Below are 13,716 nucleotides of genomic sequence, written 5' to 3'. Positions count from 1 at the left end.
GTTTGCCGCAGCCTATTGGTTACATACCGAAATGCTTCTTTCAGATATCGCATGTTTATGGAACAAGAAATTTCCATATCGGACTGTATGACCATTAAAATGGAGCAAAAGACCAAGTAAAACTTTATGTCAGATACTGTTCTCTACACGCACGACTCTTTTCTGAAGCATCGGATGGGGCTGACCAATCCGGAAAGCCCGGTGAGACTGGAAAAGATCAACGAGCTGCTTTTTGCGAGCGGCGCGCTGACCCTGCTTGAGCAGAAGCAGGCGCCTGTTGCAGCACTGACGGATCTTTTGGCCGCGCACGACGAGGATTACATCAGATTTCTCTCAAACAAGTCTCCTAAGGAGGGACTTGCGCAGGTGAACGTCGATACTTCCATGAATCCTTTTACATGGGAGGCGGCGCAGCATGCGGCAGGCGCGGCATGCGCGGCAGTCGATGATATTTGCAGAGGCGACTTTAAAAAGGCCTTCTGCGCAGTGCGTCCTCCGGGACACCACGCGCACAGAGACCATTCGGGCGGATTCTGCTTTTTAAACAATGCGGCCGTCGCCGCACTGCATGCGATCGGTCAGTACGGACTTAAGCGCGTTGCGATTGCTGACTTCGATGTCCATCACGCGGACGGTACCTGCAATATTCTCGGCGGAAGAGAAGACGTTCTGATTCTTGACGGGTTCCAGCAGGCACTTTTCCCGTATGCGCATATTCATCACGCGCCGCCGAACGCGATTTATTCACCTTTCCCGGAGGGAACGGAAGGGATCGCGCTCAGAAGAACCATGGATGAAGTCTGGGTGCCGAAACTTCTGGAATACAAACCGGAGCTGCTGATTGTGTCAGCCGGGTTTGACGCGCATCGCGAAGAAGATCAGGCGCAGCTTTTAATGGTGGAGCGTGATTACGCGTTCTTAGGGCGGCGCTTCTCCTGGATATTGGAAGAAATTCCCGAATGCCGCGGAATTGCCGCAGTTCTGGAAGGCGGCTACAACATTTCGTCTTTGGCGCGAAGCTGCGCGGCCTTCATTATGCAGATTGCATCGACGGAAAAATAAATTGACAGCCCAAAAACAAAAGCACAGCTACCTGCGGGACGGTGTCTCCCGCTCGGAGGTGCTCGCTTGGGCTTCCTATGATTTTGCCAATTCCGGCTATACCACGGTTGTGCTTACAGCCGTCTATAACGCGTATTTTGTTTCTGTAGTGGCCGAAAACGCGGTATGGGCAACACTTGCCTGGACGCTTACGATTACGCTTTCAAATATTTTCTCCATACTTGTCATACCAATAGTCAGCTCTGCAGCGGACGCTTCGGCAAATAAGCGCTTCTGGCTCACGGTTATGACTTTGATCTGTGTGATCTGTACCGCAGCGCTTTATTTCACGCACACGGGTTCGCTCGCGCTGGCGGTTCTGCTGATTGTGCTTTCGAATACCGCTTTTAACGCAGGAGTGTCGCTGAATTCCGCATTTCTTTCCGAACTCGCAAAACCGGAAGCGTTCGGAAAAGTGTCCGGCTGGGGATGGGGATTTGGCTACTTAGGCGGTATCCTCAGTCTCGGCGTCTGCCTCATGATTGTTTTTGCCGCACAGGACAGCGGTAAAAGCGCAGAGGATTATGTTCCGCTCTGCATGCTTTCCACGGCGGCTATTTTTATGGCGGTATCGCTTCCGATGCTGCTGTGCGTTAAGGAGCGCTCCAAACCTTCCGGTCTTTCATTTGAGAAGACTGTAAAGAATTTATGGGCGAAGGAGCGAAGCAGTTTTGCGGTGCTTAAAGAAAGTCCGGAATTTCTGAAGTTCTGTCTCTGCGGACTTTTGTATCAGGCAGGTATTGCCGTGGTTGTGACACTGTCAGCGGTTTATGCGGAACTGGTGATGAAGTTCACGACCGCTCAGACGATTACACTGATTCTTGTTGTCAACATCACAGCTGCAGTCGGCGCATTCTTTTTCGGTTATGTACAAGATCGGATCGGGCATCGCAAAACGCTTGCGCTGACCATTTTCCTATGGATTGTCATGGGTGTGACTGCGGCGTTTTCGACTTCTGCCGCTTCTTTCTGGTTTGCTGCGAATTTGGCCGGAATAGCCATGGGTTCGAGCCAGGCGGCGGGCAGGGCAACTGTCGCGGTCTTTGCGCCTGAAGGACAGCTTGCGAAGTTTTACTCTGTTTGGAACATCGCGGTGTGGGGCGCCAATATCCTCGGACCGATTACATACGGTCTCGTGACCTGGCTTACAAACGGGGATCAGCGTACCGCGATTTTGGTGACCACGCTTTATTTTGTCTTCGGTCTTATCGTGCTTCGCATGGTCAGGCTGCCAAAAAAAGCCCCGAACATTAGTTCGGAGCTTTGATCGGCCTATTTAGAAGGAATTAGCTGAGACCTGTGATTTTGCCGTCAACAACGTCGATTGAGTAAGCGGCCGGTTTCTTCGGAAGTCCGGGCATTCTCATGATGGCGCCGGTGGTGACAACGAGGAAGCCCGCGCCGGCGTTCAGAATGACGCGCTGAACCGGAAGCGTAAAGCCCTGCGGAGCGCCCTTCAGATCAGGATCGTGAGACATAGAGAAAGGAGTCTTCGCGATACAGATCGGAAGCTTCTCAAAGCCCATATTCAGTGCTTTGATCTTCGCGATGTCTTTGAGCGCAGCTGAAGAGTAGGAAACATCTTTACCGCCGTAAACCTTGGTATTGATGTCCTGAATCTTTTCTTCGATCGATTCATCGAGACCGTAGGCGAAATTGAGGGGGCCTGAGCCTTCTTTGACCGCAGCCATCACTTCTTTGGCGACGTCAACAGCGCCTTCGCCGCCTTTGGCAAAGCCGTCGGAAACCGCGAAGCGGGCGCCCTGAGCGAGACACTCTTTACGAACAACGTCGATTTCCTCTTCATTGTCATTGGCAAAATGATTGAGAGAAACGACAACCTGCTGACCGAAGCGTTTCAGGTTGCAGATATGCGCTTTCAGGTTGGGCAGTCCGTTGATCAGAGCGTCCATGTTGTCTTTGCCGATTTCAGGAAGGGCGACACCGCCGTGCCACTTGAGGGCGCGGAGCGATGTGACGAGCACGGTGGCGTCCGGGTGCAGGTTGTTCATACGGCATTTGATGTCATAGAACTTTTCTGCGCCGAGGTCGCTGCCGAAGCCTGCTTCCGTGATCGCATAGTCAGCGATGGTCATAGCGGCGCGGGTGGCGGCAACCGAGTTGCAGCCGTGCGCGATGTTGGCAAACGGGCCGCCGTGAACAAAAGCGGGAACGCCTTCAATCGACTGAACGAGGTTCGGCAGCATGGCGTCTTTGAGAAGCGCCATCAGAGCGCCTGTGGCGCCGAGTTCTTTGCAGGTGTATGCCGAGCCGTCTCTCTTGTAGCCGACAACGAGACGGTCAAGTCTGACACGCAGATCTTCTTCCCCGTCGGCAAGACAGATAATCGCCATCAGTTCGGAAGCAGCTGTAATGTCAAAACCGGTTTCCGTCGGGATACCGTTAGCGGAGCCGCCAAGACCTGTGACGATATTCCTAAGCATACGGTCATTGACGTCCAGAACGCGTCTCCAGGAAATTTCTTTGAGATCGGCCTGTCCCTGATGACGGGCATTGTCAATTAATGCGGCCAAGAGGTTGTTCGCGGCGGTAATGGCGTGGAAGTCGCCGGTGAAGTGCAGATTGATGGATTCCATCGGGACAACCTGAGAGTATCCGCCGCCTGCGGCACCGCCCTTCATACCGAAGGATGGTCCGAGAGAGGGTTCTCTGAGCGCAAGGCAGGCTTTTTCTCCGAGTTTCTTAAAGGCCTGAGCAAGCGCGATGGAGGTGGTTGTCTTGCCGGAGCCCGCAGGCATACCGGAAGTCGCAGTCACGAGGATGAGCTTGCCTTTGGCCTTGGAGGTGTCAATGGCGACTTTTGCCTTGTCACGGCCGTAAGGGATGAATTGATCGTCTTTAAGACCGTATTCATGGGCGAGCTTGTCGATCGGGATAAGCGTGGTTTGTTGCGCGATTTCGATATCAGTCAGCATGTCTGTCCTTGAGTCAAGTGGGTTAGCGAAATTTTAAACATTCAAAAGCGGTTAAACGGTAAAACAAAAAGGCCTGAAAACATTCAGACCTCTTTAATCAGTTATTTCACGGATTTCTCCTCAGCGTTTTCGGGCGCATCTTTCGGCTTTTCGGCCTCAGCGGCCGCTGTTTCGGCGGCGGTCGGGATCACAGCAGCGTTGTAGTTCGGATCCTTGATTTTTTCGAGCACAACTCGGGAGCTGCGCGCATACTGATAGAGAATCTTTCCGAGCTGAAATTCGATAGCGACTTGATGACGGTCCGAACTTTGGTTGTACGGATTCGGATCGCTTGAACCCGGTCCGAAAATTTGGAACATGAAGAGGTTGGTGAGCGCAACCGAGATAGCTTTAGGCTCTTCAGGATTAATTTCAAGCTCGCTCTCTATGACGTTCCAGTATTTATCAAAGTCATCTTTATAGACTTTAGGCAGAAGTTTTTCTTTCAGTGCCTCAATCAGTTCGACGTCGGGCGCTCCTTCCATTTTAGCGGTGGTGTTGCGAACACCTTCCAGGAACATCGCGACGCTGAGCGGAATGTACTGAGCATTAAATTCAGCCATGCGTTTTTTTCTTCCGAAAATAAACGGCAGGTAAAAGTCTGAGGCTTTTCTGAGCGTATTGTTGTTGGCTTTGTAATAGAACTGAAAGGCCCTGTTCAGACCGTCAATTTTAGTTTTAAGATCACTTTTCTTCGCCATGAACCAATGCTCTTGTATATTGAGTTTTGAAGAGCCTTAAATTTACACTATCTTTGAGAGGATTTCCTGTTGTCGTATACGACCTTCTTATGGTCGCTCTTTTGCAGCGCCTTTGTTTCTTCGACTTTGCTGCCCGGAGGCAGCGAAGCGCTCGTCGTTTACGGCATGACAGAATACTCGGACAAGCTCTTTTCACTGGTGCTGACCGCAACGATCGGCAATACGTTCGGAGCGATTGTCACTTACGGGATCGGGCGGCTTATTCCCAATAAAAAACAGGACGAGAGATCGTTAGGACTCTTTAAAAAGTGGGGGCCGATCACACTGCTTTTCTCATGGGTTCCGATCGTGGGGGACGGCTTTTGTTTGGCCGCAGGCTGGCTGAGAGTGAATTTCTGTCTGTCCGTCGTTCTCATTCTCATCGGCAAAGCGGCTCGGTATTGGGTTCTCGCGGCCGTAACGCTTGGTATATTAGGGTAAGCGGGACTAAGGGTTATTCCTTTTTTGATTTTCTTTTCCTCGCTAATTAATGCTTAATATCTGATGTCAATCTCAAATTCCAAATCAAATATTAAGAATGAATTGGCTCAGCTCGCTTTTATTCGAATCGGGTTCTTTTTCGCACGGTATTCTTGCCTTTAGTATTGCGATATCGCTTGGTCTTTATCTTGGCAAATTAAAGTTTTTCGGGTTGTCGTTCGGCGCGACCTGTGTTCTTTTTGTCGGTCTGATTATGAGCTGGCTTGGCATCGAAGTGGATGCCTCTATGCTGGGCTTCTTCAGAAATTTCGGCCTGATTCTGTTTGTGTTCTTTATCGGTCTGCAGGTTGGGCCGTCATTTTTTGCGACATTTAAGAGCAGCGGCGCGGGACTCGTCGGTCTGATGGTGCTTGCGGTCGGTTTGAGCTTAGCGGTCACTGTCATTCTTTATTTTCTCTGCGCACCCGCAGTCTCTCTTCCCGAGATGCTCGGCATCATGTTCGGTGCGGTCACAAGCACGCCCGGTCTCGGCGCGACGCAGGAAGCCCTGCAGTCTTTGGGTTCGAAGATCGATATTACGGTCGGATATGCCTGCGCTTATCCGTTTGCGATCCTTTCGACCATGGCGGTCATCATGGGTCTTAAACGATTCTTCAATGTTGATCTTGCAGAAGAAGACAAGAAATGGGATTTAGCGCAGCAGAATATGAACCGCGCCCCGATTTTTTATCATGTCAAGGCAAACAACAAGGCTTTAAGCGGCATTACGCTTCGCGAAATCCGTGCCATTATCGGACGTCCCTTTATTTGTTCCCGAGTGCTCCATGACGGAACAATCACCAGTCCGACCGCGGACAGTCTGATTTATGTCGGAGACCGCCTGCGCATTGTTTCCAACGCGGAGCACAAAACCGCGGTCTGTGCTTTCTGCGGTGAGGAAGATAAAGAGGTGGATTTGGCCACTGCGCATTCTCCGATCAAAAACGAGCGCATTCGTGTGACGGAACCGAATATGCAGGGTGTTCAAATTGAAGATTTGCATTTAAGTCGTTTTGACGGTGTCAATATCACGCGTGTCGCTCGCGCAGGCGTTACGTTCTTCCCCTACAACTCGCTTCGTCTGCAGCTCGGAGATACGCTGATCTGCGTCGGTCCGGCAAACGCGATCAGTCGTTTGGCCGCGCTTGTCGGCAATCGTGAGAAGCAGTTGGAAAAACCCAATGTCATCGCTATCTTTGCGGCGATCGCCTTTGGGGTGCTTCTCGGGTCTGTTCCGATCGCATTTCCGTACATACCGGTGACGATCAAGCTTGGTTTGGCGGGAGGCCCGCTCATCGCCGCGATTCTCTTAGGCTATTACGGTCCGAGGTTCCATCTGGTGACTTATACTACGCATTCGGCGAATCTGATGCTGAGGCAGTGGGGGCAGACATTCTTTTTGGCGAGCGTCGGCTTGGCTTCCGGCAAACCCTTCTTTGAAGCCTTTATCAACGGAAGCGGCTATCTGTACGTGCTTTTGGGAATTCCGATTACCGTGATTCCGCTTGCGATCGCGGGCTTTATCGCACGCACCAAGATGAATATGAACTTCCATTCCATCGCAGGTTTCCTTGCGGGCTGCACCACCAACACATCACTGCTTGGCTTTGCTTCGAGTCTTTCGGAACGCAGTATCGCGCTGATTTCTTATTCAACGGTCTATCCGCTTGCGATGTTCCTGCGAATTATTTCCGGTCAGGTGCTCCTGATGATTCTTTGGGCCGCTTAAATCAGTGTGCTGATCCGTGAACCGGCAGGTCTTTGAAGATTGACTTCCTGCCGGTTTGTGTTTTCTAAAAATTGAACGAAGGAAAAAATGTCAGAACAGTTTGAGCAGGAATCCATTCCTAAAGTCAATAACAATCCGTTTTTACCGGAGGGACGAATTCACAAAATGTCGTTTTTTCTGACGACGCTGGTGCTGAGCCTGATTGCGAGTTGTTTTTACGGTGTGACTGAGGCGGGTGTCGTTTCAGAGGACGCTATGGTCTTTGAAACAGCCGTTAGTGCATCTCTCGGTACCGTGCTTCTTCAGATCTTTGCCTGCATCAAACGCTGCAGAGATGTATTAAAAGCTCTCCGTGGTGCGTACTTCTTCTGTTTATTCCGCTCGTCGGTTTTGTTTACAGTCTTATTCTGCTGTTTAAAGGTCCCCGCTATCCGAATTAAACCGGCAGAGACCAATCAGCCCGCAGATCAATTGCCGATCTTCGGGTTTATTTTTTTGACGAAACCTGCCTAGTTTGGAGGTTATTTCACAGCCTTTGCAATCCTTTCGGGCTACAGTCTTTGAAAACGAAAGCAGAGGTGAAAATATGTCGCAGCAGTTTAATTTGGCAGTGCCGAGAGTCAATAACAATCCGTTTTTGCCGGACGGAAGAATACACAGACTGTCGTTTTTTCTGACGATGCTGGTTCTGTGCTTTATCTCGTCCTGGTTCGTTGATTTTTCTTCGGTCTATAACGCTTCAGCGGGTACAGTCAATGTCAAAGCGATCGGCTGGTTTCCGGTCATTGTTTTAGTGCTTCAGCTCTTTGCCTGTATTAAGCGCTGCCGAGACATACAGTACTCGCCTTGGTCGGTCGTGCTGTTCATCATTCCTATTGTCGGATTCATCTACGGTTTGCTGCTGCTCTTCAAAGGCTCGAAGTATCCCGATTAGACCGATAAATGAAAAATAAACCCGCAGATCATTAAATGAGCTGCGGGCTTATCGCTCTTAGGAGAACTTATTTCATTTCTTTAACAGCGTTGATAGCGGCATGGCGTCCGGAGTAGGAAGCAAAGCCGAAAGCGTGGCCGGAGAAGAAGTCCGGGTAGGTCGGGCCGACCATGTTGGATACTTCAAGACCTGCGGCGTAAAGACCTTTGATCGGACGAGAGTCTTTATCGAGGACCTGATGATCCCGATTGGTGATCAGACCGCCGTAGGCGCTGAAGAAGTAGGATTTCAGTTTCAGCGCATAGAGTTTCTTGCCTTCAATCGGAACTAAGTAGCGGCGATCTTTCAGGAACATCGGATCGCTCTGCAGTTCGCAGTTCTTGTTGTATTCGGCAACCGTCTTTTCCAGTGCTGCGGCAGGGACATTGATGGCTTTAGCGAGCCCTGCGACGGTAGAGGCGCTCTTGAATCCGTCCGAGTCAGCTGCCAGAGCTTCGTCGATGTCCTTCTGCAGGTTGGCGTATTTCGTTCCGATCGGAACTAAAACACCGATGCCGGAAGAGGCGCCTTTTTCCATTAAGTACTTGACGGTATTTTCGTCAAAGATACACCAGCCATAGTGACCCGGCTGAGCGTAGATCGCGTTAGCTGCTTCACTGAAGGCGTTGCACTGGGATTCATCCGTAAAGCGCAGACCGTCACGATTAACCCAAAGGTTAAAGGGCTGCCAGGATGTTCCGTAAAGGTTGCTGAGGAACTTGATGCCTTTGCCCTCGGTGCCGAGATGACCGATAAAGCTGACGGGACCTCTTTCCGCACCGGCTTTCATCGCCATGACAATGCCGTCACCGGTCTTGTTGATAGGCACGGAGCTCTTCCATGCTTCAGGGTCTCTGTGACCCCATTCGGCAACTTTCTTCGGATCGTCGCCAAAGCTTCCGGAAGCGAGAATGACCGCTTTGCCGGAAATGTGATAAGTGTTGCCCTTGTTGTCTTTAGCGATAACGCCAACGACTTTGTCGTCTTTCTTAATCAGATCGACGGCAGGTGTGGCAAGCATGGTCTGCACACCGAGTTTATCGGCGGCATCTTTCATGCCCTTGATAAGACCGGCACCGTGGTTAACACCTTTGTAGTTCTTAATGATGTGCCAGGTGTTGTCCTTGAGCGGTGTTTCGCGAATGACTTCAAACTCAATGCCGTGCTTGGAGAGCCATTCGATGTTTTCAGCGGACCCTTCAACGAAATCCTTGTTTTTATACGGGTCTACGAGGTGGTTTTGGCGTTCGATGAACTGACGATAGGCTTCCTGACGTGTGAGCGGATCGCCTCTAAGACGGTTCCATTCGGAATCCACGGCAAAAAGGCCTTCGGCGTGTTGGGAATTGCCGCCGACATACGGATTCTTTTCAAGCAGAATCACTTTTTTACCGAGTTCAGCGCCCTGAACGGCAGCGGAAAGTCCGGCGGAACCCGCACCGACGACGATAAGGTCAGTGTTCAGATTCTGGTCCGCTGCGAAAGAATGACTGCCGAAACATAAGACGACAGCAGCGCATAATCCGGAAATTTTGATTTGAGACATCTTATTCTCCTGGTCTTTGTAAGGTTATGAAAATGCTAGCAAATCAGCGAAACGTACCCCGTTAAGCAGTTAACACATTTGAACAGCGTGAAATTCCCGAGTAAGAGTAAAAAAAGCGTTTTTTGCGTGAAATCCTTGAAGCCTCGGTGGCTATAATCCCCTGTATTGTTACTTAAAGCACAGAGAAAGAGAAAATGAAGATTCTTGTCCCGGTAAAACGGGTCGTGGATGCGAACATTAAAGTCAAACTCGGTGCGGACGGCACGCTTGATGTGAGTTCGCTCAAGAAATCCATGAACCCGTTTGATGAGATCGCCTTGGAACAGGCGGTTCAGATGAAAGAAAAAGGCATTGCGCATGAAGTTATCGCGGTCTCCGTCGGTGAAGCGCAGTGCGCAGAAACGCTTCGTGTCGCGCTTGCCATGGGCGCCGACAAAGCAGTCCTTTTGCAGACATCTCAGGCCTACGAGCTTGAGCCGCTGAATGTGGCCAAGATTCTGGCCGCTTATGTGAATCAGTCGACTCCTGATTTGATTATCTGCGGCAAGCAGGCCGTGGATGACGATGCGAATCAGGTCGGTCAGATGGTTGCCGCGCTTTGCGGCTACCCGCAGGGTACGCATGCATCTGGCGCGGAAATGAAAGAAGGCCGCCTTGTCGTTACCCGTGAAGTAGACGGAGGTTTTGAGATCGTCGAACTGACGCTGCCCGCGGTGGTGACCGCGGATCTGCGTCTGAACGCACCGCGTTATGTGACGCTGCCGATGATGATGAAGGCAAAGCGCAAGCCGCAGGAAGTCATTGAAGCGGCTTCGCTCGGCGTACAGCTTCGTGCGCACACTGAAGTTGTCGGCTATGAGGCTCCTGCCGCAAGAAAAGTCGGACAGCGTGTTGCCAGTGTCGATGAACTGATCGACAAACTCAAGAACGAGGCTAAGGTACTTTAAGGAGCGAAAACAATGTCTGTATTAATTATTGCTGATCACAATCAGGTCGCTCTGAATCCTGCGGTTTACTCGCTTGTGACCGCCGCTCAGAAAATCGGCGGAGATATCGATGTGTTTATCGCGGCACAGGACGGGTCTAAAGTGCTTGAAGAGGCGAGCTCTATTAAAGGCATCAGACGCGTTCTTCTGACGGAAGCGCCTTATTTTGCCGAAGAACTTCCAGAAAACATGAGCGCCTCTGTATTAGAAGTCAGCTCGGAATATTCCCATATTCTCTTTATCGCCAATCCGAGCGGCAAAGCCGCTGCGCCGCGCGTCGCGGCAAAACTCGATGTCGCACAGATTTCTGAAGTGACCGATGTGGTTGACGGCAAAACGTTTAAGCATCCGATCTACGCAGGCTCCGTGATCGAGACCGTTCGTACGCTTGACGAAAAAGTCGTTCTTACTGTCCGCGCGACCGCTTTTGATCCGGCAGAGAAGGGTGAAACTTCAGTGCAGATTGAGCGTGTGGTTCCGATTTCTCCTGTGATCAAAGTGACTTTCGTCCGTAAAGAGCAGGTTAAGAATGATCGTCCCGATCTGCAGAGCGCGAAGATTGTGCTTGCGGGCGGCAGAGGCTTGGTCGATGAGGCGGAGTTCGCAGAAATGGGCCGCTTAGCCGATAAGCTTGGCGCAGCGGTCGGCACAACGCGCGCGGTTGTGGACGCGGGCATTGCGCCCAATGATTGGCAGATCGGTCAGACCGGCAAGATCATTGCGCCGAACCTTTATATCGGTTTCGGTATTTCAGGCGCGATCCAGCACATTGCCGGCATTAAAGACGCCAAAGTCATTGTTGCGGTCAACAAGGATCCGGAAGCGCCGATCTTCGAAGTAGCTGATTACGGATTGGTGGCTGACGCCATGGCGACAGTCCGCGAATTGGAACAGAAGCTTTAATTTGTGATCCGGGAAAGGACGCGGCGTGCCGCGTTCTTTCGCTTTCCGCTTTTCCGTAACAATTCGGCAACAAATTATCGCTTGTGGATTGTTTAATTAGGAAAAATGGGATAGAATCACGTGTTTTCAGGCGTTATAGCGCCTACTATTTTCATTTTTAAAATATATTTCTATAGAGGTAATTTAACTATGGTCGTTATTCGTCTGGCTCGTGGCGGCTCCAAGAAGCGCCCCTTCTTTAACATCGTCGCGACCGACTCCCGCAATCCCCGTGACGGACGTTTCAATGAACGCATCGGTTTCTACAACCCGATGGCCAGCGGCGCTGCTCAGCGTCTCTCTATCAACGAAGCCAGCCTCAACGCTTGGGTTGCTAACGGCGCAAAGATGAGCGACACAGTTGCCCGTCTTTACAAGGAATTCAAAAAGACAGCCGCTCCCGCTGCCTAATTTTCCTCACCGTTTGTGACAAACGAAAAGAATTTCAGCGCCGAGCCTATACTGCTCGGCGTTTTGCATGGTGCTTACGGCTTGAAGGGCTGGGTTCGCGTTCAGCCTTTTCAGGACACTCAGGCGCTTCTGTCCTCCGAAAACTGGTTAATCTGTGATCGGGAGGGCGGTGTGCGTCCTATTCGCATGGAAAAAGCCAAGGTGCACGGAGCCGGTCTCATTGCCAAGCTCGAAGGGATTGAGACTCCGGAGCAGGCTGCCGAACTTAGAGGCGCTGTCGGCATGTACCGAAAGGATTTTCCGCAGATCGAAGAAGGCGAATTCTACTGGGTGGATCTGATCGGCTGTGAAGCGGTGAACAAGGCAGGCGAGACGATCGGAGTGGTTAAAGGTCTGATCGACAACGGCGTTCATGACATTTTGGATGTTCAGAAGCCTGACGGAAGTTCTGTTTTGATTCCCTTTGTGGACAGCTACTTTGTTGAGGCGGATTTAGAGAACAGAAAGATTGTTCTTGACTGGGATCCCACCTGGAGCTGATCGGCCGATGCGTATTGACGTCGTAACCCTTTTTCCGCAGATGCCGGCACTGATTGCCGAGTGCGGTATTACTTCGAGGGCTGCAAAGCTTGGCCTTTGGCAGCTCAAGATATGGAATCCGCGCAAATTCACGCATGATGCGCACCGCACTGTCGACGATCGTCCCTTCGGGGGCGGCCCCGGCATGGTCATGATGGCTGAGCCTTTAGCTCAGACGATTGACGCGATCCGCGCAGACGGAAACCGGGGACGTGTGTTCGCATTTGCGCCTTCTGGCCGTACGCTTTGCGATGAGCGAGTGCTTGAGCTTGCGGAAAGCGACGAGGACATGATTCTTGTCTGCGGGCGTTATGAAGGCATCGATCAGCGGTTTCTCGACACTTATGTGGACGAGATTATTTCCATCGGCGACTATGTCCTCTCCGGCGGAGAACTAGCGGCAATGGTTCTGATGGACGCGGTTGTGAGGCGTCTTCCCGGAGCCATTAAAGAGCTCTCGGCTTCGGACGAATCTTTCTCCACAGGTCTTTTGGACGCGCCGCACTATACGCGGCCGGAAGAGTGGAGAGGGATGAAAGTGCCGGAAGTGCTGGTCAACGGGCACCATAAGCATATTCAGGACTGGACGAGAAAAATGGCGTTACAAACAACCGCCACAAACCGTCCGGATTTGGTTAAAATAGCGCGCTCGAAGAATCTTCTCTCCGAAGAGGATGAGAAAGTTCTGAGAACGCTTAGTTCGGAGTCTTCGGACTTCTTGGTTTAAAACCCATCCTCTCGGCAGTTTAAGACGAAAAGATCTGCATGATGATGGTCATTGGAGATTACAAATGAATTTGATTGAAACACTTGAAAAGGAAGAGATTGCCCGTCTTTCTGAAGGCAAAACTTTCCCGCAGATCAACCCCGGCGACACCGTTGTTGTTAACGTCAACGTTGTTGAAGGTTCCCGCAAGCGTGTACAGGCCTTTGAAGGCGTTGTGATCGCTAAGCGCAACCGCGGTCTGAATTCCGCTTTCACCGTTCGTAAGATTTCCAGCGGCGAAGGCGTTGAACGTACTTTCCAGCTGTATTCTCCGATGATTGCCAGCATCGAAGTTAAGCGTCACGGCGATGTTCGCCGCGCTAAGCTTTACTACCTGCGCAATCTGTCCGGTAAGGCTGCCCGAATCAAAGAAAAACTGGTTCGCAAGGCCTAATCTTAGGATATGGGCGGTCCTTCCTAAAGCGGGGGACCGAGAAAGAGCTCGGAGCGCATCCGGGCTTTTTCTTTGTCCGGAAGAGATAAAAAAA

The 13,716-nt window shown here is 51.2% G+C and carries 15 protein-coding genes; 12 read left to right on the top strand and 3 right to left on the bottom strand.

Going from position 1 to position 13,716, the window contains the following annotated elements; all coding sequences use genetic code 11:
• The first annotated feature begins 126 nt into the window (after nt 1–126).
• Together AC6I1F_RS07685 and AC6I1F_RS07680 are read left to right on the top strand one after the other, a co-directional pair.
• The gene (locus AC6I1F_RS07685) at nt 127–1,062 is read left to right on the top strand and encodes a histone deacetylase family protein (protein ID WP_160334689.1); all 936 of its coding nucleotides are present in this window, start codon (nt 127–129) and stop codon (nt 1,060–1,062) included.
• Nucleotide 1,063: 1 nt separating this feature from the next.
• On the top strand, nt 1,064–2,368 hold the full coding sequence (locus AC6I1F_RS07680) for an MFS transporter (RefSeq protein WP_160334688.1): 1,305 nt from the start codon (nt 1,064–1,066) through the stop codon (nt 2,366–2,368).
• 19 nt (nt 2,369–2,387) lie between these two features.
• Here the strand turns inward: AC6I1F_RS07680 and AC6I1F_RS07675 are convergent, their stop codons facing one another.
• Together AC6I1F_RS07675 and AC6I1F_RS07670 are read right to left on the bottom strand one after the other, a co-directional pair.
• Nucleotides 2,388–4,037: a formate--tetrahydrofolate ligase gene (locus AC6I1F_RS07675; RefSeq protein WP_160334687.1), complete on the bottom strand. Its 1,650-nt coding sequence runs from the start codon at nt 4,035–4,037 to the stop codon at nt 2,388–2,390.
• 101 nt (nt 4,038–4,138) lie between these two features.
• Nucleotides 4,139–4,777, bottom strand: coding sequence for a hypothetical protein (locus AC6I1F_RS07670; protein ID WP_160334686.1), 639 nt, complete (start codon nt 4,775–4,777; stop codon nt 4,139–4,141).
• Nucleotides 4,778–4,846: 69 nt separating this feature from the next.
• On the opposite strand from AC6I1F_RS07670, the gene AC6I1F_RS07665 reads away from it, so the two are divergent.
• From AC6I1F_RS07665 to AC6I1F_RS07650, 4 genes are all read left to right on the top strand, one after another.
• Nucleotides 4,847–5,257, top strand: coding sequence for a YqaA family protein (locus AC6I1F_RS07665; RefSeq protein WP_160334685.1), 411 nt, complete (start codon nt 4,847–4,849; stop codon nt 5,255–5,257).
• Between the two features lie 97 nt (nt 5,258–5,354).
• Nucleotides 5,355–7,025, top strand: coding sequence for a putative transporter (locus AC6I1F_RS07660; RefSeq protein ID WP_160334684.1), 1,671 nt, complete (start codon nt 5,355–5,357; stop codon nt 7,023–7,025).
• An 87-nt stretch (nt 7,026–7,112) separates the two neighbouring features.
• The gene (locus tag AC6I1F_RS07655) at nt 7,113–7,538 is read left to right on the top strand and encodes a hypothetical protein (RefSeq protein ID WP_160334683.1); all 426 of its coding nucleotides are present in this window, start codon (nt 7,113–7,115) and stop codon (nt 7,536–7,538) included.
• A 73-nt stretch (nt 7,539–7,611) separates the two neighbouring features.
• Entirely contained in the window at nt 7,612–7,959 is a 348-nt protein-coding gene (locus tag AC6I1F_RS07650) for a DUF805 domain-containing protein (RefSeq protein ID WP_160334682.1), read from the top strand.
• Nucleotides 7,960–8,026: 67 nt separating this feature from the next.
• Here the strand turns inward: AC6I1F_RS07650 and AC6I1F_RS07645 are convergent, their stop codons facing one another.
• Nucleotides 8,027–9,544: an FAD-dependent oxidoreductase gene (locus AC6I1F_RS07645; RefSeq protein WP_160334681.1), complete on the bottom strand. Its 1,518-nt coding sequence runs from the start codon at nt 9,542–9,544 to the stop codon at nt 8,027–8,029.
• A gap of 194 nt (nt 9,545–9,738) precedes the next feature.
• Here AC6I1F_RS07645 and AC6I1F_RS07640 point away from each other — a divergent pair, with 194 nt between their 5' ends.
• The 6 genes from AC6I1F_RS07640 to rplS all read left to right on the top strand — a co-directional run bounded on the left by AC6I1F_RS07640 (nt 9,739) and on the right by rplS (nt 13,622).
• Complete coding sequence (locus AC6I1F_RS07640; protein WP_160334680.1) at nt 9,739–10,491, top strand: electron transfer flavoprotein subunit beta/FixA family protein; 753 nt, start codon at nt 9,739–9,741, stop codon at nt 10,489–10,491.
• A 12-nt stretch (nt 10,492–10,503) separates the two neighbouring features.
• On the top strand, nt 10,504–11,433 hold the full coding sequence (locus tag AC6I1F_RS07635; protein ID WP_160334679.1) for an electron transfer flavoprotein subunit alpha/FixB family protein: 930 nt from the start codon (nt 10,504–10,506) through the stop codon (nt 11,431–11,433).
• 189 nt (nt 11,434–11,622) lie between these two features.
• Nucleotides 11,623–11,883, top strand: a complete 261-nt coding sequence (gene rpsP, locus AC6I1F_RS07630) for a 30S ribosomal protein S16 (RefSeq protein WP_160334678.1) — start codon at nt 11,623–11,625, stop codon at nt 11,881–11,883.
• A gap of 15 nt (nt 11,884–11,898) precedes the next feature.
• Nucleotides 11,899–12,423: a ribosome maturation factor RimM gene (rimM, locus tag AC6I1F_RS07625; protein WP_160334677.1), complete on the top strand. Its 525-nt coding sequence runs from the start codon at nt 11,899–11,901 to the stop codon at nt 12,421–12,423.
• Nucleotides 12,424–12,430: 7 nt separating this feature from the next.
• Nucleotides 12,431–13,189 (top strand): tRNA (guanosine(37)-N1)-methyltransferase TrmD, encoded by a 759-nt coding sequence (trmD, locus tag AC6I1F_RS07620; RefSeq protein ID WP_160334676.1) that lies wholly within the window; start codon nt 12,431–12,433, stop codon nt 13,187–13,189.
• A gap of 64 nt (nt 13,190–13,253) precedes the next feature.
• A complete protein-coding gene (gene rplS / locus AC6I1F_RS07615; RefSeq protein ID WP_160334675.1) occupies nt 13,254–13,622 on the top strand; it encodes a 50S ribosomal protein L19 in 369 nt (122 codons plus the stop codon).
• Nucleotides 13,623–13,716: the final 94 nt, after the last annotated feature.

Source organism: Parasutterella sp. St.1A3 (genome assembly GCF_059728705.1).
Note: the sequence above shows the minus strand (reverse complement) of the source record. Positions and strands in the feature narration are given on the sequence as shown.

Bases quoted from the DNA above. Each gene is read 5' to 3' on its own strand.
- AC6I1F_RS07685 (WP_160334689.1), top strand. From the start codon at position 127: ATGTCAGATACTGTTCTCTACACGCACGACTCTTTTCTGAAGCATCGG.
- AC6I1F_RS07675 (WP_160334687.1), bottom strand. From the start codon at position 4,037: ATGCTGACTGATATCGAAATCGCGCAACAAACCACGCTTATCCCGATC.
- AC6I1F_RS07670 (WP_160334686.1), bottom strand. From the start codon at position 4,777: ATGGCGAAGAAAAGTGATCTTAAAACTAAAATTGACGGTCTGAACAGG.
- AC6I1F_RS07660 (WP_160334684.1), top strand. From the start codon at position 5,355: ATGAATTGGCTCAGCTCGCTTTTATTCGAATCGGGTTCTTTTTCGCAC.
- AC6I1F_RS07655 (WP_160334683.1), top strand. From the start codon at position 7,113: ATGTCAGAACAGTTTGAGCAGGAATCCATTCCTAAAGTCAATAACAAT.
- AC6I1F_RS07650 (WP_160334682.1), top strand. From the start codon at position 7,612: ATGTCGCAGCAGTTTAATTTGGCAGTGCCGAGAGTCAATAACAATCCG.
- AC6I1F_RS07645 (WP_160334681.1), bottom strand. From the start codon at position 9,544: ATGTCTCAAATCAAAATTTCCGGATTATGCGCTGCTGTCGTCTTATGT.
- AC6I1F_RS07640 (WP_160334680.1), top strand. From the start codon at position 9,739: ATGAAGATTCTTGTCCCGGTAAAACGGGTCGTGGATGCGAACATTAAA.
- AC6I1F_RS07635 (WP_160334679.1), top strand. From the start codon at position 10,504: ATGTCTGTATTAATTATTGCTGATCACAATCAGGTCGCTCTGAATCCT.
- rpsP (WP_160334678.1), top strand. From the start codon at position 11,623: ATGGTCGTTATTCGTCTGGCTCGTGGCGGCTCCAAGAAGCGCCCCTTC.
- trmD (WP_160334676.1), top strand. From the start codon at position 12,431: ATGCGTATTGACGTCGTAACCCTTTTTCCGCAGATGCCGGCACTGATT.
- rplS (WP_160334675.1), top strand. From the start codon at position 13,254: ATGAATTTGATTGAAACACTTGAAAAGGAAGAGATTGCCCGTCTTTCT.